This is a genomic window from Paenacidovorax caeni (assembly GCF_001298675.1).
GTDB classification, from domain to species: Bacteria; Pseudomonadota; Gammaproteobacteria; order Burkholderiales; family Burkholderiaceae_C; genus Paenacidovorax; species Paenacidovorax caeni.
The window spans coordinates 69,964-95,650 of record NZ_CYIG01000007.1 but is presented as its reverse complement, the minus strand read 5'-3'; the positions used below and the strand labels follow the sequence as shown (position 1 = coordinate 95,650).

Here is a 25,687-nt window from a genome sequence, read left to right as displayed (position 1 = left end):
TCTGTGGTGGCTGCAACCATCACAGGGCACTCTTAAAAGCGGGCGCGTCCTCAGCGCCCGCGCCATCCCAGGCCAGGCCGCGCGCCGTGTAGTAGTCCGCCAGCCCTTCGTAGCCGTCCCCCGCCACGTACTTGCGCAGCCATGCCGCGTCGTCTTCGTCCCAGCGGGTGCGGTTGCGCATGAGCCACTCGTAGCGCTCGCTGGCGGTGTCAAAGAAAGGCCTGCCCGAAGCCGCTTGCGCGGCCTCGCCCGTGGAGGAAGACGTGGTGAGGGAGGAGGCAGAGGCCTCCACGATGGAGGGCACCAGCACGAAGGCGGCGCCGGGCTCCGGCAGGGAAAGGGTGTCCGGCTGCAGCGTGGGCTGCAGCTCGCGCAGTGCGGTCTCGATCTGCTGCTCGCGGCGCTTGACGGTGGCGGCCACGCGCATCTCGCGCGCCATCTGCACCACGGCCTTGGGCTGGTCGTCGACGCGGTTCCCGGCCCAGCGCGCGTCGCACACGAAATCGCCATCGAGCGTGTAGATGCGCACCCAGCTCGGGTCGTGGATGTCATAGCGCACGCTGACCTCGCGCCCGTCCACGTCGCGGCGCATCAGCTCGGGCGCGGTGTAGTGCTGGTTGAAGAACACCACCTCGCCCCGGCGCGCGGTGCGTAGCACGGCGGGCATGAACAGCTCGCGCAGCTCGCCCTGGGTGGGCTTGTGCTGCAGGCTCGGGTCGAACAGCGCCGCCCAGGCTTCGTCGGGCGTCATGTGCTTGCCATCGGCGCGCTTGGGTAAAGAGCGGTGACGGTGCTCGGCGTTGTACTCGGCCACCATCTGCTCGATGGCATCCACGAACTGCGCCCAGGTCGGGCATTTGGGCGAGAGGCGGATCACCTCGCCCGTCTGCTCGGCGCGGCGCAGGGCGCGTTGCTCCTTTGCCAGCTCGGCGGCTACCTTGCGGAACGTGCCGCCGTCCACATCGCTGCCCTGGTAGCTGCCGAACTGGCGCGCGCAGTTGATGGCGTGGGTCTGCCAGCCGCGCTCGATCACGCCGCGCGCCTGGGGCTTGCCGGGGATGCCCGTCTTGTGCTCGATGCCCAGGCGGGCCATGAAACCATCGACCGGGCAATCCATGGCCTTGGCCGTTTCACCCGCGCCGTTGTCGCTGTACACGATGGCGGGAATGCCCCATTGGCCTATGGCGTGGCGCAGCGCATCGCCCACGGCAATGACGTTCTCCGACAGCGACACCGACCAGCCCATGATCTTGCGCGTGCGGCGGTCGAGCACCAGCGTCAGTTCGGGCGCGAACGGCGCACCGTGGTCCGGGTGGCGCACCTTGGCTTTGAAGGTATGGCCGTCGATCACGAATACATCCAGCGGGGCGAGGTGGCTGTCGTCGCGCCGTTTAAAGGGCAGGCGTGCATCGCGCTCGCTGCCCGTGTGGCGGGACTTGATCAACGCCACGTTGGCCTCGTGTGATTTGCCCAGCTTGTCCAGGGCACGGCGCGCGCGGGCGTAGAGCGCCTGCCAGGTGTCGTGGTCGCGGCCCAGCATGCGCGTGACCTTTTGCGCCGCCAGGGTGAGCTTGCGGAACTGCGGATCGCGGCTGTGGTACAGGCCAAGCACGGCGGCCACGTCTTCCGGCATGCGCTCGGGCAGTACGGCCACTTCCACCGCTACCGGCAGCAGGCCCCACCAGCCGCTGGCGCGGTGCGTGCCCGCCCAGCGCTCCAGCGTGCGGGCGCTGACCTGGTCACCGCGTGCGCGCTGGTTGGCGGCACGCGCCACCGCCTGCAGCTCGGCCCCGGCCTCGCCAGTCACGAGCTGGGCTGCGAGCAGCGCACAGGCACGCTTGATGCCGTGCAGGGGCACAAGCTCCTGCACCACCGTGACCAGCCGCACCCGGGCATCGGCCACGGCCTTGTCGGCCTGGCTCGGCGGGCGACGCCCCGGCACCGGCACGAGCTGGCCGGGCAGCGGCTGCTCGGGCGGCGCGAAAGAGCGCACGGGGGCAGGCTCCACCAGCGTCAGCGCGGTGCTGCCAGCCTTGGTGATCTGGCGAGCCGCGAGGGCGGCACGGGTTTCTTCGGGCAGGGCCGAGGTGTCGTATTCAAGGCCGCCGCCGACTCGACCTGTACGCGGACGGCTTGCAGTTGCCAGCCTTTCAAGTTTTTCACGGGCGCGTTTCTCACAAAGCGGCATGCCCGGCAAGCCAGCCAGTTCGCGTGCGGTGAGCCAGGTCATGGTTATCACCCCTCAACTCAATGCAGATCGCGCAGGATCAGGCTGATGGTGGCTTGGGAGCGCCCCATGTGCCGGGCAATGCCGGCCTGGCTTACGCCCTGCGCCTTCAAGCTGCGCGCCAGCTTGATCTCGTCCACCGTGAGCGGTTGCGGCTTGGCTCGCTTGCGGCCCCGAAGCTGTTCTTCCTGCAGTTGCACCAGCCGTGCCTGCGTGGCGCACAACTGGCGCAGCAGCGCCACCTCGTCAAACAACTGTTGCTGCGCGCTGGCTCCAAACAGGTCGCCCTGCTGCGGCGCGGCCTGGGCGGCACGGGTGGGCTGGGCCTTGCCCTCCAGCACATCCAGCACCCAGCGGCGGAAACGCTTGGCCGGGGGCGTGCTGGCGAACATGCCCAGCAGGTAGGCACCGCGCAGGCTAAAAATTCGTGTACTGGATTGAAGATTTCCCGACACCGTCAAATTGACGGTGTCGGTCATCTCCTGCGTGAACTCGTCGGCATTGCGCTTGTGGATACGGGCAATCGCATCGGCGCGTTCATAGCCCAGGGCCGTTGCAATCTCCGGGCCGCGCAGCCAGGGCTGGCCGTCCCGATCCACCACGGTGAAAACGGTGTCGTCGAAAACGAGGGGTTGAAGGGCGGTCATGTGGGGTCGCCTTTCACCGAGGGACGCTTGTCGCCCAAGCAATCGAACACCGTGAAGGAAGTCGGGCGCCAGCCAGGAACCGTCACGTCCTCTTCGGCTACCGCGTCCGCCAAGCCTTGAAGAGAGGCCGCCAGGAATTTCGCTTGATGAGGCGAAATCTCCAGGTTTTCAAATGGCCCACCATGGAGAACCATCAAAGGAATCGTTCCAGAAATAGGACGCGCCGTGCGCAAGTTGAATTTCATGCCGCCACCCCCGCAGCCGTGGCGGTGGCAAGGGCGGCCTGGGGGCTGCGCGAGCCGTTGGTGTGCATGGGCGGCAGGGGCAGGCCCATGGCGGCCATGACGGCGCGCGCCTTGCCCCGGCGGCCCAGTGCGCGGCCGCTGCACACCGTGTAAACGGCCTGCATATCCAAGCCATTGCGGCGCGACCACTCGGCCAGGGTGATGTCTTGCTTCTCCAGCGTGCGCAGAAAATCTGCAACGCTTTTATTGGCGGCTTTTGGCATGTGCGTGCTCCGTGTTACCGTGTCAATTCGTGTTGATTTGTGTTGAAAGGGAATGGGCGGCATGGATGTTTCAACTTCGATTGCCAGTGCGCTCTCCAGCGTCAATGCCGCGCTGGAGATGGGGCGCACATTCATCGGGATGCGCGACGCCCACGTAACGGCGGCCGCCCAGCGTGAATTCGGCGAAAAACTGGCCGGCGCTCAGGCCCACCTTTTGGAGATAGGCGCGGCCGCCATCGCGCAGCAAGGGCAGATCGGCGTCCTTGCTGAGCGCGTGCGCGAGCTGGAGGCTCATGCCGCTGAGAAGCAGCGTTACGTTCTTGCCGAAGTCAGCGCCGGGCGGGAGTTCTTCGCCTACCGCCTGCGCAACGCGGTGGAACTCCAAGAGCGCGCCGACGAGACGCCCCACTTCGTCTGCCAGCCTTGTTTCGATGGCGGCCAAAAGGCTGTCTTGGTCGGCAACGGCAGCGGCACCTGGGAGTGCCCCCTGTGCAAGTTCATCGCCCGCCCTGGCCCCGCAGCCGCGCAGTCGGCACCCACCGGTGGCCGAAGGCGGTTGTTCGGCGGTGCCTGACGCGGCGGATTGGTGATGTGCCTCGCAAATGATCTGGCGAATGAGGGGTTCTGTGCTGCGGTGCTCAAGCAAAAGGGCGGCTTTGGTCTGTTGCATGGTGGGAAGTCGTCTCGTGTTGTGGTGATTATTTTCTAAAAATTTAGAAAGATCAATATGTTTTCTAAAAATTTAGATGGCGTGCGTGAGCGCTTGAGCAGCGAGCTGAAGCGGGTTGGGCCTGAACAGGTCGCCGAACAAGCGGGGGTTTCGCTGGCAACCGTCTACAACTGGATGAAGGGCGCGAACACGCCGCTGAACAAGTTCATGCAGCTTGAATTGGCAGGGGTGGATGTGGCGTTTGTCATCACCGGCCAGCGCGGCAGCCAGCCCATGCCCTCGCCCGCCATCAGCGAAGGCGACCGCACCCTTCTGGACAATTTCCACGCCGCCCCGGCGCAGGTGCAGGCCGGGGTGAAGACAACGCTTGAGGCGTTCGAGCCTGCGGCTGCAGGCAAGCGCAAACCCAAGGCCGCGTGATGCGACCAATGACGAATTTTTTTGAGCTTTGCGGCCTCCAGCGCTTGCCAGTCAAGCGCGGGTAGCTACAGATTTGGAAGTTGCAACGTCATGAAAACTCCCCTGTGTCCGTCGTGCAAGGCGGTGCTGCCCAAGCTGCCCCAGCGCAAAACCAAGTGCAAAGCCTGTGGCGAATACATGTTCGTCAAGAGCACTCCCGACAACCGTGAAAAGCGGCTGATGACTCAGGCGCAGGCAGATGCAGCCGAGCAGGCGTGGACAGATAGATACGAGCGGGAAAAGGTGGAGACTCGTGCGCAGTTGATGCAGCCCGCGCTTGCCGGTGATCGCAATGCCGTCTTGAGGATGATCGCCAACTCACAAGACCCGGAGGAACTGGAGCGCTGGTGGTTGCTGCTCATTGAGATTGACCTCGCCAAACTTGCCCGCCAAGGCGTTCGGACTGTGCAACTGACAGCGGGAAAAGCGCGGGACAGGCTTTGCCCCGTCTGCCGTGCGCTGGATCAATCAATCATCGGTGTCGGTGCGGGGGCGCGCGCAGTAATGCCCGAGAACTGCACATGCTCAACCAAGGGGCTGTTGTCCGTTTCTGGATGGATCAAGCAACCCAATGGGAGCGGCTATGTTGACATGAGCGCAGGATCGACGCGATCAGTTCCTCCTCGCCAGATGCCGCACCGTAACGAAGAGCGAGCTGGTGTGAGCTGGCGTTTCACGCTTGTGGTCTTCGGCATGCTCTTCGCCTTGTTGGCTGTGGCGGGCATGCTGCGCTGATAAGAGGCTAACTGTTTTCCCCATGTGCCTTGTTCCGTGGTATCTTAAAAAGCACTCCCCCCGCACCCAGGCCGACTCATGTCGGCCTTAGTTTTTTATGCCCCCGCAATGACAGTCGCGGCATGGGCATTACCAATTCCTTTTTCCTCGGCTTCATCTGCGGCGGGCTGATCCCGGTCATCCTTGGCTCGTGGTCTGTGGCGCGCAGCCACCGCAGAGACCGCGTGCGCGGCGGCGTCAACCCGCGCCTGCTGGTGGCGGGCCTATCCCTCTCAGCTGCGGCCCTGGTGGGGCTTGTGGCGCGCGAGGGCTACACGGACAAGGCCACCATCCCCACCCAGGGCGACCGGCCCACCGTGGGCTTCGGCTCCACGTTTCACGAGGACGGCACGCCCGTGAAGATGGGCGACACCACCACGCCAGTGCGCGCGCTCATCAAGGCGCAGGCGCACATCGGCAAGGCCGAGGCCGCGTTCCGCGACAGCCTGGTCGGCGTGGCCCTCTACCCCGGCGAGTACGACCTGTACGTGGACTGGGTGTACCAGTACGGCATGGGCGCCTGGCTCAACTCCGGCATGCGCCGCGAGCTGCTCGCGGGCAACTACACGGCGGCCTGCGACGCGCTGCTCGACTACCGCAAGCTCACCAGCGCTCGCCAGGAAGGACCTGGCTGGGTGGTCAGCAAGCGCGACGCGCAAGGCCGCCCCACGCGCTGGGAATTCGATTGCTCCACGCCCGGCAACAAGGTTTGCCGGGGCGTGTGGACGCGCCAGCAGGAGCGCCACGCCAAGTGCATGGCGCTGCAGTGACATGGCGGCCCGGCTCCTCCTCTCGCTGCTCACCGCGCTGGCCCTGGTTGGCGGCGGCTACTGGTGGGGCAGCTCGGCCACCGACAACGCCTGGACCGCGCGGCAAGCCAAGGCGGCCCAGGCCGCCGCCGATGACCTGGCAAAGGAAACCCGGCGCGCCGACCAGGCCGCAGCCCATTACCTCACCGAACACCTCGACCAGGAAGACCGCTATGCAGCACTCGACCTCGAATACCGCGAACTGGCCCGCCATGCTCCTCTTGTGGTGCCTCGGAGCGTGCCTGTGGTTTCTGCCTGCAGTGGCATTGCGCCAGCAGTGGAGCCCACGCCTGCAGCAACGCCTGCGCCGGGGGCTGTGGGCACTGACGGTCTTGGCCTCACTCTGGCTGCTGTCCGCATGTGGAACGGCGCCCTCACCGGCACCGACGCCCCTGCGGGTGCCTGCGGCCTTGCTGGTGCCGCCGCAGGCGCCGACGCTGCTTGCGCCGAAGACTCCGGCCTCTCGCTCGACGACGCCTGGGCCAACCACCGCGCCAACGCCAAAGCCTGCGCCGACGACCGGCAGCGCTTTCGCGCACTGATCGACTTCTTAAACCTCCGCCAACAACCATGAGCGAACAGAACCAAGACCGCAAGCAAGAGCTGCTGCTGCTCGGCCAGATCCACGGCATGGTGCAGTCCTTGAAGGACGGCCAGGACCAGCAAAACCGGCGCATGGACCGGATGGAGCAGCGCATGGAAGAGCACTACAACGGGCTCGACACGCGCCTGCGTGAAGTCGAGAAGAAGGCCGCCGTGGCAGGCGCCGTGTCGGGCGGTGCGGTCGCCGTGGGCACGGCGCTGATCGTGGAAGGCATCAAGCAGTTCGTGCGCGGCGGCGGCCCTGGCCTGGGGAACTGATGGCACACCCCGGCGAAAAACGCGCCCAGCTCCGGGGCCTGTACGTTTTCCAGCGCCTGCCGATGGAGACCGCCTGCAAGAAGCTGGGCGTGCCGCGCAGCACGGGCAACCGCTGGAAGCAGGAGGCCGCCGACAAGGGTGACGACTGGGACACCGTGCGCGCCGCCGTGGCCCTGGGCGACGACAACTTCGCCAGCCTGGGCAAGAAGCTGCTCGAAGACTACCTGGTGCAGCACCAGGCCACCATGGACTTGCTGCGCGATGCCAAGGAAATGGGGCCGCGCGAGCGCGCCGAGACCCTCGCCAGCATGAGCGACAGCTTCAACAAGACCATGGCGAGCTTCAAGCGCCTGGCCCCCGATCTGGACCGCCAAGCCGTGCAGATCGACGTGCTGCAGCGTTTCGTGACGTTTGCCAAGGCCAAGTATCCCCAGCACCTGGCCGCGCTGGCCGAGATGCTGGAGCCGTTCGGCGAAGAGTTGGCGAAGGCGCGGTAGTCATGCGCTGTGCAACCTGTGGTGAGGAAAAAGAAACCCGGCCTTACGGCAAGGGCGGTGCGGCCATTTGCTTTGGCTGCGCCATGGGCAGCGCAGATGCGCGGAGCGAAGCCGAGTCTCAATTCTCGACACAGCTCCACGCCTGCGGCCCCGTGGCCGTGGTGGGCAATGAGGCTGGGCCATACCCCTTGAAGGGCACCAGCCCGGAACATTGATATGGCAAAGAACACCAAGGATTTCCTCGCGGGCCTCACGGCCCTGGCCGACGATCTGCGCCGCCAGATCGACGCCAACATGGACGGCTGGGACGTTTCTCCCGAGGCCATCGCCGAGCGCCGCCGCAAGGTCTGCGACCCGGTGAACGGCTTCGAGTACTGGGACAGGAACTACTTCCCCCACTACGGCCGGGCCGAGCCCAGCGTGCTGCACCAGTATCTGTACAAGCGCCTGCCGGAGATCATCAACGCGCCGGGCGGCCAGCGTGATGCCATCGCCGCGCCACGCGGCGAGGCCAAGTCCACCAAGATCAGCATGTCGTTCGTGTCCTGGTGCATCGTCACCGGGGCGAAGTGGTACGCCATCATCGTCATGGACGCCTTCGAGCAGGCCGCCGAGATGCTCGAAGCCATCAAGGCCGAGCTGGAGGCCAACCCGCGCATCGCCAGCGACTTCCCCGAGGCCGCAGGCCAGGGCAAGGTCTGGCGCGCGGGCGTGATCGTCACGGCCAACGGCCGCAAGGTGGAAGCCTTCGGCAGCAGCAAGAAGATACGGGGCCGCCGCCATGGCGCGCACCGGCCCGACCTGGCGATCTGCGACGACATCGAGAACGACGAGAACGTGAACACGCCTGCGCAGCGCGACAAGCTGCAGGCGTTCGTCACCAAATCCGTCCTGTCGCTCGGCCCGCCCGATGACAGCATGGACGCCATCCTGGTGGGCACGGTGCTGCACTACGACAGCGTGCTTGCGCGCTTCTTGAAGAACCCGCTGTGGAACCGCAAGGTGTTCAAGGCCGTCCTGCAATGGCCCGAGCGCATGGACTTGTGGGAGCAGTTCGAGGGCCTGCTGCTCAATGCCGAGACGCCCCAGCAGGGCGAGGCCGCCGCCATGGCGCTGTATCACTCCAGCCAAGCCGAGATGGACAAGGGCGCCCAGGTGAGCTGGCCTGCGCTGCGCCCCCTGGTCAAGCTCATGATCCGCCGTGCGCGCGAAGGCCATGCCGCGTTCGACAGCGAGCAGCAGAACGACCCTGTGGCGGGCGACGACGCGCCCTTTGCGAACTCCATCCGCTTCTGGGTCAACCGCCTGGCCGAGTGGATTTTCTACGGCGCGTGCGACCCCAGCCTGGGTAAAGCGGGTAACAGCCGCGACCCCAGCGCCATCGGCGTGGGCGGCTACAACCGCGAGACCGGCGTGATGGACGTGGTCGAGGCAGCTATCAAGAAGCGCGTGCCCGACCGCATCATTAGCGACGTGATCGAGATGCAGCGCGAGTACTGCTGCGTCGTCTGGGGCTTCGAGAGCGTGCAGTTCCAGGAATTCCTGCGCACCGAGCTGGTCAAGCGCAGCGCCCAGCTCGGCGTGCCCGTGCCCGCCCGCGCGCTGATTCCGATCAGCGACAAGCTGCTGCGCATCGAGAGCCTACAGCCGCACATGCACAACGGCCTGATCCGGCTGCACAGCAGCCAGACCACGCTAATCGACCAATTCCGCCACTTCCCCAAGGCTGACCACGACGACGGCCCCGACATGGTGCAGATGCTTTGGATGCTGTGCGTGACGGGGGGCGTGGCCGCTATGGCCCAGGGCGGCAACACCCAGCAACCCCAAACCGCGCGCGAGCGCTACGCACGCCAGGCAGCGCGCATGTTCAGGAGACCGCGATGACCGATGAGAAAGTGACCCTTTTGGTAATTAAAGGCGTCATTGCCGACCTTCCTGATGCCGACCGTCAGGGCGTTCTGCTGGCCGCCGCCAAGCTGCGTGAAGTAGTGGCCTTGCACAACGACCACGGCACCCTGGCGCTGGCCTTGGTGGGCGCTGAACACGCCGCAGAGGGCTGATCCATGGGAGTCTTTAAAAGAATGCTGCAGGCTGTGGGCTACGCCCCGGCCGCCGATGCCGCGCCCGTGCCCTCACCCGCGCCTCAGCCCGTGCGCGAGGCCGCAGCAGCCCAGGGCGACCGCGACGACGATGCGGGCTGGCGCCGCCTCTCGGGCGACGGCCTGGCGAGTATGAACGAGCGCGACCTGGAGCCCATGGCCCAGGACCGAATGCAGAAGCTCGCTGAGTACCTGTGGCAGAGCAACCTGCTTGCCAACCGCCTGGTGGAGCTGCCGCTGGCCTACCTGCTGGCCGAAGGCGTGGCGCTGCAGTGCGTGGATGACGAGCACCAGGCACTGCTCAACGCCTTCTGGTCCGACCCCATCAACAACTGGCCCATGAAGCTGGAGCAGCGCGTGCGCGCCCTGGGGCTGCTGGGCGAGCAGTGCTACATCGCCAACGTGCGCGAGGGCGATGGCTTCGTGCGCCTGGGCTACCTCGACCCGCGCCAGATCGCCACGGTGGTCAACGATCCCGACAACCCCGAGCAGCCCATCGGCGTGGTCACAAAGCGCGACAACCGGGGGCGCCAGTACAAGTACCGCGTGATCGTGCTGGGCGAGGATGCGGAGCTTTTCAGCGAGCGCACCCAGCGCATCCGCGCCGAGGACTTCGGCGATGGCGAGGTGCTGCTGTTCCAGCTCAACAAGTTTCCGAACGGCAGCCGGGGCCGTTCCGACCTGCTGGGGCAGATGGACTGGCTGGACGCCTACGACGACTTCCTGTTCTCCGAGCTGGATCGCATCGACTACCTGCGGCGCTTCGTCTGGGACGTCACAATGACGGGCGCCGACGATGCCGCGGTCAAGAAGTACGAGAAGGAATTCGTGCCGCCCGGCCCCAACAGCGTGTTCGTTCACAACGACCAGGTCAAGCTGGAGCCCAAGACGCCCGGCCTGCAGGCGGCCGACACCAGCCAGAGCGCCCGGCTGCTGCGCAACCACGTGCTGGGAGGTGCCACGGTGCCCGAGCACTGGTTCGGCGGCGGGGGCGACGTAAACCGCGCCGCCGCGAGCGAGATGGGCGAGCCCACCTTCAAGATGTACAGCATGCGCCAGGGCTTTTTAAAGCGCATGCTGGAGGAGATTGGCCGCTACGTGCTCTGGTGTGCCGCGCGCACCCGTGGCGAAAAGCCCGACTGGGCGAAGGACGAATGGCAAGTCACCGCCGTCTTTCCCGAGTTGCTCAACCGCGACATCACCAAGTTCGCCAGCGCCATGCAGGCGGTGACCGCTGCCGTGATCCAGATGATCGAGGCCGGGCTGCTCACCGAAGAGACCGCCCTCAAGATCATCGCCGACGTGGCCCAGCGCTTCGGCCAGGACTTTGACGCCAAGACCGAGCTGGCCGCCGCCCGGAAGGAAGCCGCCCAGCGCAAGGCCGAGCGCGCGGCCGAGGATGTCTTCCAGATCCCGCCCGCCGCCGATGCCCAAGAAGACTGACCTCCAGGGCAAGCCCGACAAGGCTTTCGAGGCCGAGCTGGCGCGGCGCCTGCGCGAGCGTGCGCGCGACCTGCTGGCCGGGCAGACCGAGGTGCTGCAGATCCTCAAGGATGCGCGCACCCAGATCCTGGCCACGCTGGCGGGCCTGCCCAGCGACTGGCAGCAGTGGCAGCTCTCGCGCCTGCTGGGCCAGATCGAGGACGTGCTGGAAGGGGCCACCGGCAAGGCGGGGGTGCTGTTCGGGCTGCGCATGGATGGCGCCTGGCGCGCGGGCGAGGACTTCATCGACAAGCCCTTGGCCCTGATCGGCCAGGCCGTTGAGCTGCGCCTGGCGCAGCTCGACGTGGGCGTGCTCAAGCAAATGAAGGCGTTCGGCACGCTGCGCCTGAAAGACGTGGGGCAGGAGGCATTGCGCAAGATCGGCCGCCAGCTCGGCCTGGTCACAATCGGCGGGCAAACGCCGTTCGCGGCCATCAAGCAGGTGCAGGCGCTGCTGGAGGGCGAGTCGCCCCGGCGAGCCACGGCCATCGTGCACACCGAGGTCAGCCGCGCGTTTGCCATGGCGGCCAACGAACGCCTGGAGCAAGCCGCAGAGCTGGTGCCCGGTCTGTGCAAGCAGTGGCGGCGCAGCGGCAAGATTCACAGCCGGTGGAACCACGACCTGATGGACGGCCGGGTGGTTGAGGTAGGCAAGCCCTTCAAGGTGCCGAACCCAGGGGGTGGCATGGACCTGATGCAGTGCCCGCACGACCCGAAGGCCCCGCCCGAGCAGGTGATCCACTGCGGGTGCATCAGCCTGCCCTGGATGAAGCACTGGAAGGTGATGACACCAGGGGCCAAGCCGTTCAGCGAGCTGGAGCTGAAGCTCGATGGCCGCAAGGCGGCGCTGGACCAGGCGGCGAAGAAAGCCGGGGGGCGGCGCGAGGGCGAAGCGGTGATCCAGAAGGAGACTGAAAAAGAGGCCGCTCTGGCGCATTAGGCGCCCTTGAGGCGCCTACCCCCTTGGCATGTGCGCCGGGCGGGCTTGGCGGGCGATTTAAATTGGGTTTAAATGCATTGGGGTGCTACTTGGTTCGCGCCGGGTTCTTCTGGTGCTTGCCATAGCGGTACCCTTCCTTCCAGGCCATCCACATCGCTTCCTCGATCATGGCCTCTGGGCCGAGATGCGGATTGACCTGCGCCTGGGGCGAGATAAGCCATAGCCTGAAAAGCGCGTACTGCTGATCCAGTTCCTTGGTTTGCTGGTCGTCGTTGGCGTGCTTGTCATCCATGTACGTAGCTCCTCGGTTGGCGTGGCCTGGAAGTGTCGCCCGATTCCGGCGAATTCGCCACCACCGAAGCCCGCGTGGTAGCCTGAAAACCCTCTTCCATCGCCCGAGGCCGACCCATGTCGGCCTTAGTTATTTGTGCCCCCCTCGGCACAGTCACTCCATCGCAACGCCGCCTCGCGGCATACCTGGATGGAGTGATGCATGCCCGACCCGACAAAGCAGGACGCGGCCGACAAGGCCAAGTCCCAAGAACAGACCTTCGCAGAGGCCGCCAAGCGCGTACAGCGCAAGGTGGTCGAGTTCGCGGACGTAAAGGGCGAGGACGGCAAGCCCGCCAAGGCGCCCCGCGAAAAGCGCATCCCCATCAAGGCCGATGAAGTTCTCGCCGTGCGTGACTACGGCACGCACGTCGTCGTCGTGACGCGCGACGGCCAGAAGTTCACCAGCCAGGACGAGTAAGCGGCTATGCCGATCAAGCTCATTCCTGCTGGCACTGGCTACGCGCGTCTGACCGAGGCTGTGACCACCGAGTACGGCCAGCTCATCGACCTGGTGCGCCAGGCCGTGCGCGACAAGCTGCGCCTGTCGGCCAATGGCGACTACTACGTGGACGTGCGCGGCATCTGGCCCGACCGTGTGGTCGTGGCGTTCAAGGGGCGCCTGTACAGCTACGCCTACACCGTGGCCGCCGACAACACCGTGGCGCTGGGCGACGCGGCCGAGGTGGTGGCGGACTATGCGCCCGTGGGCGCTGCTGCGCCCCCAGTCCTCCCTGCTGGTGCGTCCAATGCAGTGGCTACGGCCGTGCGCGAAGCCGTAGCGGCCGATGGTTCGGTGGTGTTCCGCGAGGCGGCCGATGGGTCCATCGAGGTCACTATCGTCAAGGCGGGCCGCAGCGGCAACCGCAACTACTACCCCGACGCCACGCTGCGTGAGGCGGTGCCCCAGTTCGAGGGCGTGCGTGTGTTTGCCAAGAGCGATGCAGACCACATCGCGGGCAAAGGTAAGGACGTACGCAACCTGATCGGTGGCATCTACGGCGTGCGCTTTGTCGAGGGCAAGGCCACTGACACGGGTGCACTCGTGGGCACCTTCCGGGCTATCGACCCTACCGATGCGGCCGTCACCAAGATGGTTGAGGCCGTCAAGCGCGGTATGCAAAGCCTGCTGGGCCTGTCCATCGATGCCTTCGCGCGCACGAAGCCACGCCAGGTGGGCAAGGAACGCCTCACCGAGGCGGTGAAGTTCACCAAGGTGGTCTCCGTTGACCTGATCGTCGAGCCGGGCGCTGGCGGCGGCCTGGATCGTCTCACCGAAGCCGCCGCCGATCCCACCACTACCAACGAAGGAAGCGAAATGCCTCTCTGGAAGCAACGCATGCTGGAGGCCATCAAGGCCAAAGACCCGGCGAAGCACGCCACGATCAACGTGGACACGATCACCGACGACGAAGTGGTCAACCTGCACGAGGCCGTGTGCGGCCCACTGGTGCCCGAGCCCGGCACCCAGCGCGTGGCAGAGGCCCAGGGCGACAACGCCCCCCTAACGCGCGCCGACCTGGCCGTGTTCGAGCTGCGCGCCGCAGCCCGCGAGCGCATCGGTGCGGCCAAGCTGCCCCAGGCATCCAAGGAGCGCCTGCAGGCGCAGATCGCCACGGCCACGGCCGAGCGCCTCACTGAAGCCGCCGTGGGCGAGCTGATCACGGCCGAGGGTGGCTACGTCGCCCGCCTGACCGAGAGCGGCGCAGTGCGCGTGCCCATGTTCGGCAATGGCGCCATCACCGTGGGCGACCGCAGCCTGACCATGCGCGACATGCTGGACGCCTTCTGGGACCCCGCCCACAAGGATCACGGCCGCGTGCAGTCCTTCAAGGAGTGCTACGTCGAGATGACGGGCGACCGCCTTGTCACCGGCCGCCTGCGCGAATGCGACCAGTCACGCATGGTCGAGTCGCTGGGCAGCGCCTCCCTGGGCGAAGTACTGGGCGATGCCGTGTCGCGCCGCATGCTGGCCGAGTACCGTGCTGCGGTGGACTTCGACGGCTGGCGCCAGCTCGTCAGCGTGGTGCCGGTGAACGACTTCCGCATGCAGCACCGCACGCGCTGGGGCGGCTACGGCGACCTGCCCGTAGTGGCCGAGGCGGCGAACTACCAGCCTTTGACCAGCCCCGGTGATGAAGAAGCCACCTACAAGGCTGACAAGCGCGGTGGCACCGAAGACGTGACGCTGGAGATGATCAAGAACGACGACGTGGGCGTGATCCGCCGCGTTCCCACGAAGCTCTCGCGTGCGGCGAAGCGCACGCTTGCCAAGTTCGTCTTCGATTTCCTGCGCAGCAATGCGGCCATCTACGACGGTAAGGCGCTGTTCCACGTTGACCACGCCAACCTGTTCACCGCCGCGCTGGACAAGGCTGCCTTGGCAGCACACCGCCTGGCGATGCTCAAACAGACCGAGCTGAGCAGCAACGACCGCATCGGCATTACGCCCACGCGCCTGGTCGTGCCGGTCGAGCTGCAGGAGACCGCCGTCGATCTGTTCAAGCTGTCCACCAACAACGAGAAGACGTTCATCCAGTCGCTGACGATGAACATCATCCCGGTCTGGTACTGGACGGACGCCAACGACTGGTGCACCGCCGCCGACCCAGCCGACATCCCCGGCATCGAGATGGGCTTCCTGGATGGCCGCGAAGAGCCGGAGCTGTTCGTACAGGACACGCCCAACGTGGGCTCCATGTTCGCGGCAGACAAGCTGACCTACAAGATCCGCCACATCTACGGCGGCGCGGTCACCGACTACCGCGCATTCACCAAGGCCGTGGTGGCCTGAACTCCAAAGCCCGAGTAGGGCTAGTGAAGTGGCTGGCATCCCCAACTGCCCGGCCCTCCCCGCAAGGGGTGGGTTCGTAAAGGCCCCGCACCTGGAGCCTTCACCAACCCAGTCGATCCACTTTTAAACACCCGACAACATGGCGCTCGCCGACATCCAGCAGCTATTGAACGACCTGGTGTCCGACCAGGATGATGCCGTTGCTCCCGACGTGCGCGACCGCGCCATCGCCGAGGCGCTGGTGCGCTACGACGCAGACCTGTCGCCGCTGCCCGGCGCGGACGTGCCGCAGGCGCATCGCCTGCCGGTGGCGCAGTACGCGGCCTACCTGCTGTGCCAGCAGCTCGCCACGCGCTACAGCAGCGACCGGGACTCCACCCTGGCCGTGGATGCGGCCCGTGTTGAAAGCCGCGCCCGTGCCTACGCGCTGCGCGCCAAGGAATACCGCGCGGCCTACTACCAGGGGACGGGCCAGGCAGACCCCTTCAGCGCGGCGGCGGGCACCGGCCTGGCGGCGGCTGCGGGCGTGGTGAGCTGGCCCCGGCGCAACCCGCGCCACGGCCTGGTGCGAAGGGGTGTGTGATGGAGCTGTCCATCAGCCTGGGTGACCTGCGCGCTTATGGCCAGGGGCTGCGCGATGCGCCCGCCTACACCGACCAGGTGCTGCGCGTGGCCATGACCGAAGCCACCTTGCTCCTTCAACGCGAGTGGCAGGAGCGCCTGCCGCGTGGGGCTTCTGACATTACCGCCGCCAGCATCACGAGCGACGTTGCCAGCACCCCCGCAGGGGTGCTGGGCGTGGTGGGCAGCAGCCAGCCCAGTGCGTTGTTTGTTGAGCTGGGCACCAGGCCGCACATGCCGCCTGCCCAGGCACTGGAGCCCTGGGTCAAGGCCGTGCTGGGCATCCGCGAGCCTAAGGAAGTCAAGAGCGTAGCGTTCCTGGTGGCGCGCAAGATTGCCCGCGAAGGCACGCCAGCGCAGTACCCCATGGCGCGCGCAGCATCAGCCATCGAGGGGCAAATTCTCGCTATGTTCGAGCAAGGTGCGGCCAAGGTGGCCGCGTACCTGGCGGGAGGTGGCACATGACGATGCCTAACACCCTGGCCGCCACCCGTGAAGCCCTGCTCGCGCTGTTGCGCGCCGTGCCTGCTGTGGGTCAGGTGCACCCGTGCGAGCGCTATGCGTCCGACGACCGGGGGTTTAAAGCGGCCTACCAGTACCGTCACACCGACCCCGCCACGGATGGGTTTGGGGCCGATGCGCACATCCGGGGCTGGTACTTGCGCCGCGCTGCCACCTCGGAGCTGAACGCCGATGGCCGCATCCTGAACGAGCACACCTGGCAGATGCGTGGCTATCTCTCGTTTAACGGTGCGGTGGACAGCGAGCTGATCTTTGACGACCTGGTCGAGCGCATGCGCGATGCCGCGCGCTTGGCAGGAAACCTGGGCCTGCCCGGGCTGCTGGGGGCCAGCACGGCCGAGGAACGCGGCCTGCAGGTGGCAAGTTCTGGGCCGGTGTGGTTTGCAGGTGCGTTGTGCCACAGCGCCGTGCTGCAGCTCAAAACCCGCAACTGGGCCGAATGGAGGAAGCCGTGACCACAAAACCCGCCCAACCACGCAAGAAGCCGCCTGCGCCACAGACCCTGGAGCGGGTGTGCCTGGCGCGTGAGCATGAGCACCAGGGCGTCTTGCGTGCGCCTGGCACAGAGATCGAAGTGCACCCCGAAACCGCCCGCTGGCTGCGCGCCGTGGGTGTTGTATCCAACCCCAAGACAAAGGAATGAACCATGTCTTCTGAAGCAGTCATCAAACGCACCTTCGCGCCCGCCGCCCTGGTGGGCCATGTGTACGCCCGCGAACGCGGCGCCACCACCGCGCCCATGCCCATCGGCAACGTGCTGGAGCTGGAGCTGTCGCACAAGGAAGAAGTGCAGACCCAGCCCGACATGACGCAGCTTGGCGGCGGCGTGCATGCCGAGCTGCGCCGCGTGACCGATGTCGAGATCAAGATGAAGCTGGCCGACCTCAACGTGACCAACCTGGCTCGTGCCTCGCTGGGCACGGTGACCGGCGTGGAAGGCGGCGCCGTGGCGGGCGAAGCCCACAAGGTGACACGCGGCGGCATCTTGCGCACGGCGCACATTGCCCCCAAGAACGTGGTGGTGCGCAAGGGCAATGCCGCTGGCACGGCCACGGTGACGGACGAGGAGCACCTCAACGTGAGTAAGGGGGACACAATTGCACTGGACCACCCCGGGGCCACCAACGTGGTGATCCGTGCGGGCGACAGCGTGGCCACGGCCACGCCGCTGACATCCGCAGGAAACTACACGGTGGACGCCGCCGGGGTGCATGTGGATGCCACTGCCCCTGGTGTGACAAACGGCAAGGGCTTTTGGATCAGCTACGAGTACCCCACAGTGGGCGCCGCCGTGCCTGCGGCGGGCAACTGGGAGGCGCGTGCTGCCGGGGTGTTCGTGTTCCCGGATGCTGCGGGCCTGGCCGACGATGAGGATGTCACCGTCGATTACGAGTACGCCAGCTATGCCGTGATCGAAGCGCTGACCACCAAGGCCAAGGAACTGGAGCTGATCTTCGAGGGCTTGAACGAAGCGGACGATGGCAAGCCCAGCATCGTGGAGGTCTGGCGTGCATCCCAAGGGGTGGCATCGAGCATCGGCCTGCTGGCCGACAAGGGCTTTGCGAGCCTGCCCGTATCGGGCGCGGTGCTCAAGGACGACACCAAGAACGGCGCCGCGATCAGCAAGTACTACCGGGTGCGCAAGCTCTAAAAGCTACTTCCACCAATACAAAGGCCGACAGATGTCGGCCTTATTTATTTGTGCTTCGCGCGAGACAGTTACGCCATGGGTTCGGTCAGTGCTCGCTGGTGAACATGCGCACAAAGCCCCACACGATGTAGCCCCCCAGGGCCAGCAAAGCAATCAGCGCGACTGCCATACCCACAGGTACCGAAGCACCCGCCCCCACCAGGAAGGCGATGCAGAGGATGAACAGGATCAGGCGCGGCATGGCTGCATTGTAGGAAAACGTGGCGGACAAGCAAATCAGCACCGAGTTGAGCATTGGCGTGAAGGGCCGGGAGTCAATCACCGGCCTGGCCGATGACCTGGACAACGTCGCCAAGGTGCTCGATGGCGACATGAAGACCGCCGCCCAGGCGGCGGCTGCGCAGTTGCGCGGGCTGGCGCAGCAGGATGCCGCCATCAATGCATTCAACACCCTGGATTCGGAGGCACGGGCCGCAGCGAAGGCGTTGAAGGCTGCGCAAACCGAGGCGGCGAACTATGCCGCCCAGGTGGGCCGTGGTGCCCTGATGACCAAGGAAGAGGCCGATGGCATGGTGCGTCTACAGGCCCAGGTCAAGGCCACCAAGGATGCCTATGATCAGAGCAGCACGGCCCTCAAGACGGCCCAGGCCGAGCTGACACGCTACGGTATCAGCGCCAAGGATGTAGGTGCGGCCCAGCAGCGGCTGCGCGCCCAAATGGGCTCTGTGCGTGAATCTGTTCAGGAGTTGGTTCCCGGCTATCGTGCTGCCGCCGCTGGCGCTGGCGCCGTAGAAAAAAGTGCACGCGACATGGGCGCAGCCGTGCGTCAGGCGGGTGCTCAGTCACAGGAGGCTGCTCAGGGAGTGGGCGTGTTGGGCCAAGCCGCCAAGGCTGCGGGCACGGCAATGGCAGCAGCATTTACCGCACGTGAGGCGGTGGCCGCCGCCGCCAGCATGGAAACGTTACAAGCGGGCCTCAAGGCCGTCACCGGGGATTCCGCGAAGGCCGCGCAAGAACTGGAATTCGTGCGTGCAGTAGCCAGCAAGGTCGGCGTGGACACGGTGGAGGCTGGCCGCGCCTTCCTGGGCCTGGCCGCCAGCACCAAGGGGACTGCCGTAGAAGGCAAGGCCACGCGCGACGTGTTCGAAGCGGTGGCTACCGCCATGGGCAAGGCGGGCAAAAGCAGCGCCGAGACCAGCAACGCCTTGGTGGCGCTGGGCCAAATGGCCAGCAAGGGCACCGTGCAGGCCGAGGAACTGAAGGGCCAGTTGGGCGAAGCGCTGCCCGGCGCGCTGCAGGCTGCTGCGGCGGGCATGGGCATCACAGTGGAAAAGCTGAACGAGCTGGTGGAAGCCGGGAGCATCACAGCCAACGACATCTTCCCGGCGCTGACAAAGGGGCTGAACGAGCTCTACGGCCAAGCCGGCGGTGCACAGACGCTTTCGCAGGAATTCATCAATATCAAGAATGCCTTCACCGACATGAGCGCGCGCCTGGGCGAGAGTGGCGGGCTCAACGCATTCAAGGTGGCGGCCGAGCTGGCACAAATGGCGATACTGCTGTTTGGTGAAGGCTTGGTGTCCGCTGGGCAAAAAATCGGCGTGCTGATGGGGGCCATCATGACGCTGGATTTTTCGCGTGTGCGCGAAGAATTTGCCGCCATTGAAAAAGCCTCGCAAACCAGCATCCTCAAGGCGGCGCAGCACAACGACACGCTGCGCGCATCGCTGGAGCTGGTGAACCCCGAACTGGGCAAAACCAATGGCGCGGCAGCGGCAGCAGCCGCAGGGCTGGCGCAAGCTGGTGGTGCAGCACAGGCTGCGGGTGCGCAGGCGGCGGCGAGCGCTGGCGACTGGACGCGCCTGCAGGTGGGCTATGGCAATGTGCTGGCCAGCGTGCAGGAGAGCATTTCCCTGGCGCAAAAGAGCGTTGCCGCGCGCGAGGCCGAGGGCAAGGCGGCCATGGATCTTGCCACCGCCTTTGGCACCGAGGGGCAGCAGCGCGCAGCCGCTGCCAGCGCGGCCCAGGCCAGCGCACAGGCGCTGGAACAACTGGCGCAGGCCCGCCAAACCGAGCTGGACACGCTCAAGGCCAAGCTGCAGTCGATGGAATTCGAGGTGGCGGCCGAACTGAAGGTGGACGATGCGCGCAGGAAGCAGCTGGAGGATCTGCGCACACTGATCGCCGAGCGCACCGAGGAAACGCGCAAGGCCCGCGCCCAGGCCGATGCCTCTTCCGTGGTGGCTGCCAAAGCCACGGCCGAGGCCCAGGCCCACAAAGACAACGGCGGCCGCGTGCGCGAGCTGGGTGACGCTTACGCGCATGCCGAGGTCAAGGTGCTGGAGCTGCGCGCCGCGCAGGAGCAAGGGCGCGCCACGGCGCAGCAGGTGGCCCAGGCCGAGCGCGACGCCGGGGCGGCGCTGGTGCTGTACCGTGATGCGCTCAAGGACTCGGCCCAGGCCACGCGGGCGGACATCGCCCTCAAGCGCAGCGCCATCGGCGTGCGCCAGTCCGCGCTGCAGCTGGCCATCGCCGAAAAGCAAACCGCCTACGAGCTGGCCCAGGCGCAGGGCGATGAAGCCGGTGCGGCCCAGGCGCTGCTGGAAATCAAGCGCCTGGAGGCCAAGCAGGCGCTGCTGTCGGCTCAGGCCAAGCGCGTCGAGGCCGAGGGTGTGTTGGCTGCAGCCGAGGCAAAGCGTAAGGACTTGGAGCTCAGGGGGCTGCTGACGGAGGCGGCGCAGGCAGAGATCGACGCATCCATCAACTCGGCCACGGCGATGCTCAACCAGGCCAAGGCAGCGGAGGAGCTTGCCAAGAAGCTGGAGCGGCTTGCGGGTCTGCGTGGCGGTGGTGGTGGTGGCGGCGGCGGCGCGGGCGAGACCCTGCAAAACGTGGGCGACAGCGCCGACAAGGCGGGCGACAGCCTCAAGGGCATGGGCGACAAGGCGGAAAAAGCGGGCAAGCAAACTGCCGGCGCCGCCAAGGAGGCCTCCCAGTCCGCCGACAGCCTGGTCAGCATGTGGTGGCGCGGAGAAAACGGCGCCAGCAAGTACGCGCAGGCGGTGAACAAGGCCATGTGGGAGACCGTGCGCTTCCACCCGCAAACCGAGGCGGGCTTCGCGGCCATGAGCGCCCAGGCCAACAAGATGATCGAGACCCTGGAGGGGATCGATGCTGCTCAGCAAAAGCTGCAGCAGTCTGCCCAGGGCAGCGATGCGGCGCTGGCTGATATGCGCATGCGCCTGCTGGAGATCGACGGCACCGAGGAGGAGATCGCTGCCGCCAAGGCCGAGCGCGAGCGCAACCAGATCACGCTGGAGCTGCAGCGCCTGCAGCTCGAAATGGAGCGCGCGCGCGTCTGGAAAGACAACGCCAAGCTGGCCGAGCTGGACAAGGAAATCGCCAAGCAGAAGGAAATGCTGGCGTTGCTCGGTCAGATTGAGGAGAAAGAGCGCGCACAGCGCAAGCGGGAATCCGACAAGCAGCAGGCGCAAGAGAAAGAGCGCACCAAGAGCAGCACCAGCTCCAGTGCAGGCCCCGGTGCAACGCCGCCTGGTGCGGGCCCCAGCACTGCGCCCCCATCTTCTGCGCCCGGCGCCAGTCCGGACAGCAGCCCTGGCGTGAAGCCAGGCGCTGGCAGCACGGTCTACGTCTCGAACATCACCATCGACGGCCGCCGCCAGTCGGTGGGCTACGCCGACCGGCAGAGTCAGCTCAACGGCGATGCGCTCATCCGCTCGCTGGCTGAAGCCAAGAGGGTTGCCCAATGATCACGCTTGCCCGCGCTGGTGAGGTGCTCACCCTGTCCGACCGTCTGCTGTGGACGGACGAATACGCCTGGACGCCCGTTGTGACAGCGCAGAAGTGGGGGACGCACGGCGCACTCATCGTGCACGTCGGCAAGCGCAAGGCGGGGCGCCCCATCACGCTCGACGGGCGCGACAGCCGCGCCTGGATCGAGCGCGCGCAGTGCGACCAGCTCAATGCGTGGGCCGCGTTGCCGGGTGCCGAGTTCAGCTTGGTAGTGCGCGGCCAGGCGCGCACGGTGCTGTTCCTCGAATTCACTGCCGACCCGATCTGGCGCCTGGAAGACAGCGAGATCAACGGCCAGACCGTCTACGTCCCCTTGTTTAAATTTCTGGAGGTGTGATGCCACTGCTTGCAGGCGACATCCGTTTTGCGCGCTCGGCCAACATGGCCGACGTGCCCGAGGGCGGCGGCCCTCCGTCCGCGCAGTTGCTGACCAGCGGGCGCAGCAACGAAATCTTCCCGGACATTTCCGAGGAGACGCGCACCGTGGGGCGCGTGGAGATCTATTCGATCTTCGGTGTGCTGCGCAATGCCGACCAGGCGCCGCTGTATGGCGCCAACGTGATCATCGCGCAGCCGCCCGCTGACCCGCGCGTGAGCGTCACCATGCTCACGCTCAAAGACCCCTTCGCCACACGCAAGCAGATCGCGCAGCGTATCGAAAGCGGCATGACGGCGGGCAGCGAGTGGAATGGCTACCTGCTGGAGAACCACTACGAGACCATGAAGGCATGCCAGCTCCTGCAGCGGCCCGGCATGCCGCCACCCGCTGTTGGTAAGACCTATGTGCTGGTGTACATGGAAGGCCAGGCGGGTGAGCGCTACCAGCGCGTGCGCATCAAGAGCGTGGACACGCAGACGCGCACCTTCACGGAGGTCATCAACGGCACATTGGTTGATTTCCAGGCGCAGGTTTCGACATGCGAGTTGTTTGATGCACTGCTTTACGACTTTCCTGGATCGCCTCCGACCCGGTTCTTTGCACGCAATGCGCAAAAAACGATGGTGCGCGAGACGGTCTATTACGACGGCGGCCTGTTCTACGGCGCAAGCCGCCTGACGGCTGCAACGCAGATCACCGACACCTGGATTCAGGCCGAGAGCATCTACACGCAGATCGTGCCCAACAACCGTACCGAGGCCGTCAGCGTAGACCAGCGGCCCACGGCACGGCGCACCATCGTGCTGGCCGAGGCGCCGCGCCGCGTCGAGGTGGGCATCACGCCGCACACCCAGCGCATCAAAGTGCAAGAGGAAAACCTCGGCCTGAACTACGTAATCCAGTGCTCTCCGCTGCCGGAGCCTGGCACGCTGCTTATCGACTACTGGGCGCAGGGCCAGCGCTACACGATTGCCGACGATGGCGCTGGCAAGCTCACGGGCTGGGGTGGCGGGTCGGTGTCGTACCTCACGGGCACGGTGATCGTGACGCTCAAGGCGCTGCCCGACATCGGCTCCCTGATCTGCATGAGCCATGGCACGCGCACGGCGTACACCAGCCGCGCGGGCCAGGGTGCCGTGGTGCCCCGGCCCGAGTACTGCTTTGTGCTCGGCGGCGATGACGAGGCCACCGCCTCTGACCGCGTCGTGCCCGGCAGCTTTTCGATTGAATACCCCAGTGCCGGTGTCGTGCGCACCGTGTCTGACGATGGCACGGGCAAGCTCACGGGCGCTGCCACGGGCGTGCTGGACTATCCCAGCCGCACGCTGCTGCTGCGCCCCACGCACATGCCCGATCCGGGCGCCGTTTTTCAGATCTCCTGCCAGTTTGAGACGCTGGTGACCGAGATTGTCGGCGGTGCGCTCGTGCCGGATGCCGGTGGCTACATCAACTTCGGGCTCGCGCAACAGCCCGCCGCGGGCACGCTGCAGCTGCAGTGGGCTGTGGGCCGCCAGGTCAGCGCCAGTAGCGGCGGCAACCTCACCACCACCACCGCCACGAAATCGGCGGACGCAACCTATATCTGGAAATCCGCCCCGCAGTGGGTGGAGCCAGTAGCCACCAGCGGCAGTGGCGTCAACTGGCCGCGCAGCGCCTGAGGAGTACGAAATGGGCAGATGGACTCTTATCAGTACGCCGATGGCTATGGTCACCAGCAGCTCCAGCAAGGCCACGATGACCGAGGAAACCGGCAAGACGTCGGATAACCGCATCGTCACCGTGAAGACCGTCACTGACGACGGCGCCGGGCAGCTTGGCTTCGGGCGTGGCACGGTGGACTACGTGGGCAAGGCGGTCTCGCTCAAGGTCGTGAACTTTGACAAGCAGACCGAGGCGTACAAGAGCGACTACGAAAACGCCACGAATTTCGCGCGCGCCGTGACCGATGGCGAGGGCGACTGGAAAGACGACGGCAAAAAGGGTGGCGAGTACGGCACGGCCAGCGTGGGCGAAGAGCTGTTCTCGGGCTCCAGCCTGGTTGCGCGCTATCGGGTGGGTTCCAGTGTGCCGCGTACGCACACCGAGCAGTTTGAGCCCGGCGAGGTCATGCTGCAGCTGTGCCCCTACACCTCCCACCGGGTCGTGGCAGGCAGCGTGCAGTTCCGCTGGATGGGCCAGGTCTATGAGGACTTTGAGGGCGTCATTTACCGGGGGCGCACCGCGTCCGACCCCGGCATCGCATCGGGCCGCATGGACTACGAGACCGGCTGCGCCTTCATGTACGACTACGTGGTGGGCGGCATGGGCCCGCAGGACTTCACGCTGCTGAGCCTGTGGACGGTTGCCGGTCAATGGCACACGTCCAGCGTGTTCTTCAACACCGAGGTGGCGCCGCTGCGTGCAGGCGCCGGTGGCTTGGTGCTCTCGGTGGTCGATACGCATGGCGCCACGCTGACGGCCAACGTCAACGGCCAGGGGGTGGTCAGCGGTCTGCACATGTGGGGTGCGGTGGACTTCGCCCGGGGCGGCGTGCAGCTCCAGTTCGGCGATTTCGTGCTGGACTCCAGTTTGACTGCTGCTGAGAAGGCCGAGTGGTGGTACAGCGCGGCCGATGTGGGCGCGGTGCAGGCGGGCAAGATCTGGCGGCCGTGGCCGGTCGATCCGACCACGCTGCGCTACTCGTGCGTCAGCTACGTCTATCTTCCGGTGGATGCCAGCCTCATGGGCTTGGACCCCGCCGCGCTGCCGCCCGATGGCCGCGTGCCCTTCGCGCGCCCGGGTGACACCTGCGTGGTCGGCGTCACACACAGCGGGCCTGCGTTTGTGCCGTTCGTGGGTGAGACCTACAGCGTCGGCCATGAGCGCCTGTCGTTCGTGCAGGTGCTCGATGACGTCACTGGCGCCGAAATCCGCACGGGCTACACGCACGATCTGGACGCGGGCACGCTCACCTTCACAGACTTGACGGGCTACCCGGCCCAGATACGGGTGGTTGGCCGTACCGAGGTGTACCGCCAGATCGCCGAGGTGCGCATCGACGGCAAGGTGCGCCTGACCGAGCCCGTGGGCTACGCCTTCCCGGCTGGGGCCGTGTTCTCGACGGCGCTGCGCCAGAACGACCGCTTCGCACGCGTCTCACGGGTGTATAGCCAGGCGAGCTGGAGCGGCACCACCTGGTACGACGGGGTAGACCCCGCCAAGGGTGAGGCAGCCGCCAAATACAACCACGCGGGCGTACCCATCGAAGTCACCAACCGTGGCGCCATCACCGAGCGCTGGGCGCTGCGCATGCGCTCGGACGGCGTGACCTTCGACCTGATCGGCCAGCACCTGGGCCAGATCGCCAGCGGCACGATCAATGCGGATTTCGCGCCCATCAACGTGGCGGCGGGAGCGCCTTATTTGACGGTGCGCGCAGCCGGATGGAACACCGGCTGGGTGCAAGGCAACGTGCTGTTTGTGGACACCGTGGGTGCCGAAGGCCAGATCGCCGTGGTGCGCTGCACCCAGCCCAGCAGCCCCGCTGTGGCGGATGACAGTTTCTGGCTTGTGCAGCGCGGCAGCGTGGCGCGGCTTCCGGGTAACGAGTAAGCGTGGGAGA

Annotated in this window: 28 protein-coding genes; 22 read left to right on the top strand and 6 right to left on the bottom strand. The window is 66.2% G+C overall.

The features are described 5' to 3' along the window. Positions 1 to 19: 19 nt before the first annotated feature. The 4 genes from BN2503_RS04545 to BN2503_RS04530 are packed head-to-tail and all read right to left on the bottom strand — an operon-like array spanning position 20 to position 3,382. Positions 20 to 2,230, bottom strand: a complete 2,211-nt coding sequence (locus BN2503_RS04545; protein ID WP_054255461.1) for a Mu transposase C-terminal domain-containing protein — start codon at positions 2,228 to 2,230, stop codon at positions 20 to 22. Positions 2,231 to 2,247: 17 nt separating this feature from the next. Beyond that, positions 2,248 to 2,874, bottom strand: a complete 627-nt coding sequence (locus BN2503_RS04540; protein WP_054255460.1) for a BRO family protein — start codon at positions 2,872 to 2,874, stop codon at positions 2,248 to 2,250. Continuing rightward, positions 2,871 to 3,119: a hypothetical protein gene (locus BN2503_RS04535; protein WP_139235304.1), complete on the bottom strand. Its 249-nt coding sequence runs from the start codon at positions 3,117 to 3,119 to the stop codon at positions 2,871 to 2,873. Before BN2503_RS04535 ends, BN2503_RS04540 begins: the two co-directional genes overlap by 4 nt. Further along, a complete protein-coding gene (locus BN2503_RS04530; protein WP_054255458.1) occupies positions 3,116 to 3,382 on the bottom strand; it encodes a helix-turn-helix domain-containing protein in 267 nt (88 codons plus the stop codon). The genes BN2503_RS04535 and BN2503_RS04530 overlap by 4 nt, the downstream gene beginning before the upstream one ends. 61 nt (positions 3,383 to 3,443) lie before the next feature. Between BN2503_RS04530 and BN2503_RS04525 the strand changes: the two genes are divergently transcribed. The 11 genes from BN2503_RS04525 to BN2503_RS04470 all read left to right on the top strand — a co-directional run bounded on the left by BN2503_RS04525 (position 3,444) and on the right by BN2503_RS04470 (position 11,976). Then, positions 3,444 to 3,956, top strand: coding sequence for a hypothetical protein (locus BN2503_RS04525; RefSeq protein WP_158447341.1), 513 nt, complete (start codon positions 3,444 to 3,446; stop codon positions 3,954 to 3,956). A gap of 153 nt (positions 3,957 to 4,109) precedes the next feature. After that, positions 4,110 to 4,472, top strand: a complete 363-nt coding sequence (locus tag BN2503_RS04520; protein ID WP_054255456.1) for a helix-turn-helix domain-containing protein — start codon at positions 4,110 to 4,112, stop codon at positions 4,470 to 4,472. Positions 4,473 to 4,562: 90 nt separating this feature from the next. After that, the gene (locus BN2503_RS04515; RefSeq protein ID WP_054255455.1) at positions 4,563 to 5,246 is read left to right on the top strand and encodes a hypothetical protein; all 684 of its coding nucleotides are present in this window, start codon (positions 4,563 to 4,565) and stop codon (positions 5,244 to 5,246) included. Between the two features lie 224 nt (positions 5,247 to 5,470). Continuing rightward, positions 5,471 to 6,055, top strand: coding sequence for a glycoside hydrolase family protein (locus tag BN2503_RS04510; protein ID WP_054255615.1), 585 nt, complete (start codon positions 5,471 to 5,473; stop codon positions 6,053 to 6,055). A gap of 1 nt (position 6,056) precedes the next feature. Next, positions 6,057 to 6,668: a hypothetical protein gene (locus BN2503_RS20840; RefSeq protein WP_054255454.1), complete on the top strand. Its 612-nt coding sequence runs from the start codon at positions 6,057 to 6,059 to the stop codon at positions 6,666 to 6,668. Further along, positions 6,665 to 6,955 carry a hypothetical protein gene (locus tag BN2503_RS04500; RefSeq protein ID WP_054255453.1) on the top strand — a complete coding sequence of 97 codons (291 nt, stop codon included), beginning with the start codon at positions 6,665 to 6,667 and terminating at the stop codon, positions 6,953 to 6,955. Before BN2503_RS20840 ends, BN2503_RS04500 begins: the two co-directional genes overlap by 4 nt. After that, a complete protein-coding gene (locus tag BN2503_RS04495) occupies positions 6,955 to 7,452 on the top strand; it encodes a DUF1804 family protein (protein WP_054255452.1) in 498 nt (165 codons plus the stop codon). Before BN2503_RS04500 ends, BN2503_RS04495 begins: the two co-directional genes overlap by 1 nt. 216 nt (positions 7,453 to 7,668) lie before the next feature. Beyond that, positions 7,669 to 9,339 carry a phage terminase large subunit gene (terL, locus tag BN2503_RS04485; protein ID WP_054255450.1) on the top strand — a complete coding sequence of 557 codons (1,671 nt, stop codon included), beginning with the start codon at positions 7,669 to 7,671 and terminating at the stop codon, positions 9,337 to 9,339. Then, positions 9,336 to 9,515, top strand: a complete 180-nt coding sequence (locus tag BN2503_RS04480; protein WP_054255449.1) for a hypothetical protein — start codon at positions 9,336 to 9,338, stop codon at positions 9,513 to 9,515. The genes terL and BN2503_RS04480 overlap by 4 nt, the downstream gene beginning before the upstream one ends. Positions 9,516 to 9,518: 3 nt before the next feature. Beyond that, entirely contained in the window at positions 9,519 to 10,997 is a 1,479-nt protein-coding gene (locus tag BN2503_RS04475; RefSeq protein ID WP_054255448.1) for a phage portal protein, read from the top strand. Further along, positions 10,981 to 11,976, top strand: a complete 996-nt coding sequence (locus BN2503_RS04470) for a putative phage head morphogenesis protein (RefSeq protein ID WP_054255447.1) — start codon at positions 10,981 to 10,983, stop codon at positions 11,974 to 11,976. Before BN2503_RS04475 ends, BN2503_RS04470 begins: the two co-directional genes overlap by 17 nt. 85 nt (positions 11,977 to 12,061) lie before the next feature. Here BN2503_RS04470 and BN2503_RS04465 read toward each other — a convergent pair whose 3' ends face one another. Then, the gene (locus tag BN2503_RS04465) at positions 12,062 to 12,268 is read right to left on the bottom strand and encodes a hypothetical protein (RefSeq protein WP_054255446.1); all 207 of its coding nucleotides are present in this window, start codon (positions 12,266 to 12,268) and stop codon (positions 12,062 to 12,064) included. Between the two features lie 201 nt (positions 12,269 to 12,469). Here BN2503_RS04465 and BN2503_RS04460 point away from each other — a divergent pair, with 201 nt between their 5' ends. The 7 genes from BN2503_RS04460 (at position 12,470) to BN2503_RS04430 (ending at position 17,894) form a co-directional block, all read left to right on the top strand. Continuing rightward, on the top strand, positions 12,470 to 12,727 hold the full coding sequence (locus BN2503_RS04460) for a hypothetical protein (RefSeq protein WP_054255445.1): 258 nt from the start codon (positions 12,470 to 12,472) through the stop codon (positions 12,725 to 12,727). A 6-nt stretch (positions 12,728 to 12,733) separates the two neighbouring features. Continuing rightward, the gene (locus BN2503_RS04455; protein ID WP_054255444.1) at positions 12,734 to 15,100 is read left to right on the top strand and encodes a phage major capsid protein; all 2,367 of its coding nucleotides are present in this window, start codon (positions 12,734 to 12,736) and stop codon (positions 15,098 to 15,100) included. A 139-nt stretch (positions 15,101 to 15,239) separates the two neighbouring features. After that, positions 15,240 to 15,683, top strand: a complete 444-nt coding sequence (locus BN2503_RS04450) for a hypothetical protein (protein ID WP_054255443.1) — start codon at positions 15,240 to 15,242, stop codon at positions 15,681 to 15,683. Next, positions 15,683 to 16,186 carry a hypothetical protein gene (locus tag BN2503_RS04445; protein WP_054255442.1) on the top strand — a complete coding sequence of 168 codons (504 nt, stop codon included), beginning with the start codon at positions 15,683 to 15,685 and terminating at the stop codon, positions 16,184 to 16,186. Before BN2503_RS04450 ends, BN2503_RS04445 begins: the two co-directional genes overlap by 1 nt. Then, positions 16,183 to 16,698, top strand: a complete 516-nt coding sequence (locus BN2503_RS04440; RefSeq protein WP_233495008.1) for a hypothetical protein — start codon at positions 16,183 to 16,185, stop codon at positions 16,696 to 16,698. Before BN2503_RS04445 ends, BN2503_RS04440 begins: the two co-directional genes overlap by 4 nt. Next, positions 16,695 to 16,886, top strand: coding sequence for a DUF7210 family protein (locus tag BN2503_RS04435; protein WP_139235306.1), 192 nt, complete (start codon positions 16,695 to 16,697; stop codon positions 16,884 to 16,886). Before BN2503_RS04440 ends, BN2503_RS04435 begins: the two co-directional genes overlap by 4 nt. 3 nt (positions 16,887 to 16,889) lie before the next feature. Further along, the gene (locus BN2503_RS04430; protein ID WP_054255439.1) at positions 16,890 to 17,894 is read left to right on the top strand and encodes a phage tail tube protein; all 1,005 of its coding nucleotides are present in this window, start codon (positions 16,890 to 16,892) and stop codon (positions 17,892 to 17,894) included. 85 nt (positions 17,895 to 17,979) lie between these two features. Here the strand turns inward: BN2503_RS04430 and BN2503_RS20440 are convergent, their stop codons facing one another. Further along, a complete protein-coding gene (locus BN2503_RS20440; protein ID WP_158447340.1) occupies positions 17,980 to 18,135 on the bottom strand; it encodes a hypothetical protein in 156 nt (51 codons plus the stop codon). A 19-nt stretch (positions 18,136 to 18,154) separates the two neighbouring features. Here BN2503_RS20440 and BN2503_RS04420 point away from each other — a divergent pair, with 19 nt between their 5' ends. Genes BN2503_RS04420 through BN2503_RS04405 form a run of 4 tightly spaced genes read left to right on the top strand, consistent with a single transcriptional unit; the run spans position 18,155 to position 25,677 of the window. After that, positions 18,155 to 21,664 (top strand): tape measure protein, encoded by a 3,510-nt coding sequence (locus tag BN2503_RS04420; RefSeq protein ID WP_054255437.1) that lies wholly within the window; start codon positions 18,155 to 18,157, stop codon positions 21,662 to 21,664. Further along, entirely contained in the window at positions 21,661 to 22,044 is a 384-nt protein-coding gene (locus BN2503_RS04415; protein WP_054255436.1) for a hypothetical protein, read from the top strand. The genes BN2503_RS04420 and BN2503_RS04415 overlap by 4 nt, the downstream gene beginning before the upstream one ends. Further along, positions 22,044 to 23,744: a hypothetical protein gene (locus BN2503_RS04410; RefSeq protein WP_054255435.1), complete on the top strand. Its 1,701-nt coding sequence runs from the start codon at positions 22,044 to 22,046 to the stop codon at positions 23,742 to 23,744. Before BN2503_RS04415 ends, BN2503_RS04410 begins: the two co-directional genes overlap by 1 nt. A gap of 40 nt (positions 23,745 to 23,784) precedes the next feature. Then, positions 23,785 to 25,677: a hypothetical protein gene (locus tag BN2503_RS04405; RefSeq protein ID WP_233495007.1), complete on the top strand. Its 1,893-nt coding sequence runs from the start codon at positions 23,785 to 23,787 to the stop codon at positions 25,675 to 25,677. Positions 25,678 to 25,687 lie beyond the last annotated feature (10 nt).

What these genes read in the sequence shown, in the direction of transcription:
- BN2503_RS04545 (WP_054255461.1), bottom strand. Translation starts at nt 2,230, where the DNA reads ATGACCTGGCTCACCGCACGCGAACTGGCTGGCTTGCCGGGCATGCCG.
- BN2503_RS04540 (WP_054255460.1), bottom strand. Translation starts at nt 2,874, where the DNA reads ATGACCGCCCTTCAACCCCTCGTTTTCGACGACACCGTTTTCACCGTG.
- BN2503_RS04535 (WP_139235304.1), bottom strand. Translation starts at nt 3,119, where the DNA reads ATGAAATTCAACTTGCGCACGGCGCGTCCTATTTCTGGAACGATTCCT.
- BN2503_RS04530 (WP_054255458.1), bottom strand. Translation starts at nt 3,382, where the DNA reads ATGCCAAAAGCCGCCAATAAAAGCGTTGCAGATTTTCTGCGCACGCTG.
- BN2503_RS04525 (WP_158447341.1), top strand. Translation starts at nt 3,444, where the DNA reads ATGGATGTTTCAACTTCGATTGCCAGTGCGCTCTCCAGCGTCAATGCC.
- BN2503_RS04520 (WP_054255456.1), top strand. Translation starts at nt 4,110, where the DNA reads ATGTTTTCTAAAAATTTAGATGGCGTGCGTGAGCGCTTGAGCAGCGAG.
- BN2503_RS04515 (WP_054255455.1), top strand. Translation starts at nt 4,563, where the DNA reads ATGAAAACTCCCCTGTGTCCGTCGTGCAAGGCGGTGCTGCCCAAGCTG.
- BN2503_RS20840 (WP_054255454.1), top strand. Translation starts at nt 6,057, where the DNA reads ATGGCGGCCCGGCTCCTCCTCTCGCTGCTCACCGCGCTGGCCCTGGTT.
- BN2503_RS04500 (WP_054255453.1), top strand. Translation starts at nt 6,665, where the DNA reads ATGAGCGAACAGAACCAAGACCGCAAGCAAGAGCTGCTGCTGCTCGGC.
- BN2503_RS04495 (WP_054255452.1), top strand. Translation starts at nt 6,955, where the DNA reads ATGGCACACCCCGGCGAAAAACGCGCCCAGCTCCGGGGCCTGTACGTT.
- terL (WP_054255450.1), top strand. Translation starts at nt 7,669, where the DNA reads ATGGCAAAGAACACCAAGGATTTCCTCGCGGGCCTCACGGCCCTGGCC.
- BN2503_RS04480 (WP_054255449.1), top strand. Translation starts at nt 9,336, where the DNA reads ATGACCGATGAGAAAGTGACCCTTTTGGTAATTAAAGGCGTCATTGCC.
- BN2503_RS04475 (WP_054255448.1), top strand. Translation starts at nt 9,519, where the DNA reads ATGGGAGTCTTTAAAAGAATGCTGCAGGCTGTGGGCTACGCCCCGGCC.
- BN2503_RS04470 (WP_054255447.1), top strand. Translation starts at nt 10,981, where the DNA reads ATGCCCAAGAAGACTGACCTCCAGGGCAAGCCCGACAAGGCTTTCGAG.
- BN2503_RS04465 (WP_054255446.1), bottom strand. Translation starts at nt 12,268, where the DNA reads ATGGATGACAAGCACGCCAACGACGACCAGCAAACCAAGGAACTGGAT.
- BN2503_RS04460 (WP_054255445.1), top strand. Translation starts at nt 12,470, where the DNA reads ATGCCCGACCCGACAAAGCAGGACGCGGCCGACAAGGCCAAGTCCCAA.
- BN2503_RS04455 (WP_054255444.1), top strand. Translation starts at nt 12,734, where the DNA reads ATGCCGATCAAGCTCATTCCTGCTGGCACTGGCTACGCGCGTCTGACC.
- BN2503_RS04450 (WP_054255443.1), top strand. Translation starts at nt 15,240, where the DNA reads ATGGCGCTCGCCGACATCCAGCAGCTATTGAACGACCTGGTGTCCGAC.
- BN2503_RS04445 (WP_054255442.1), top strand. Translation starts at nt 15,683, where the DNA reads ATGGAGCTGTCCATCAGCCTGGGTGACCTGCGCGCTTATGGCCAGGGG.
- BN2503_RS04440 (WP_233495008.1), top strand. Translation starts at nt 16,183, where the DNA reads ATGACGATGCCTAACACCCTGGCCGCCACCCGTGAAGCCCTGCTCGCG.
- BN2503_RS04430 (WP_054255439.1), top strand. Translation starts at nt 16,890, where the DNA reads ATGTCTTCTGAAGCAGTCATCAAACGCACCTTCGCGCCCGCCGCCCTG.
- BN2503_RS20440 (WP_158447340.1), bottom strand. Translation starts at nt 18,135, where the DNA reads ATGCCGCGCCTGATCCTGTTCATCCTCTGCATCGCCTTCCTGGTGGGG.
- BN2503_RS04415 (WP_054255436.1), top strand. Translation starts at nt 21,661, where the DNA reads ATGATCACGCTTGCCCGCGCTGGTGAGGTGCTCACCCTGTCCGACCGT.
- BN2503_RS04410 (WP_054255435.1), top strand. Translation starts at nt 22,044, where the DNA reads ATGCCACTGCTTGCAGGCGACATCCGTTTTGCGCGCTCGGCCAACATG.
- BN2503_RS04405 (WP_233495007.1), top strand. Translation starts at nt 23,785, where the DNA reads ATGGCTATGGTCACCAGCAGCTCCAGCAAGGCCACGATGACCGAGGAA.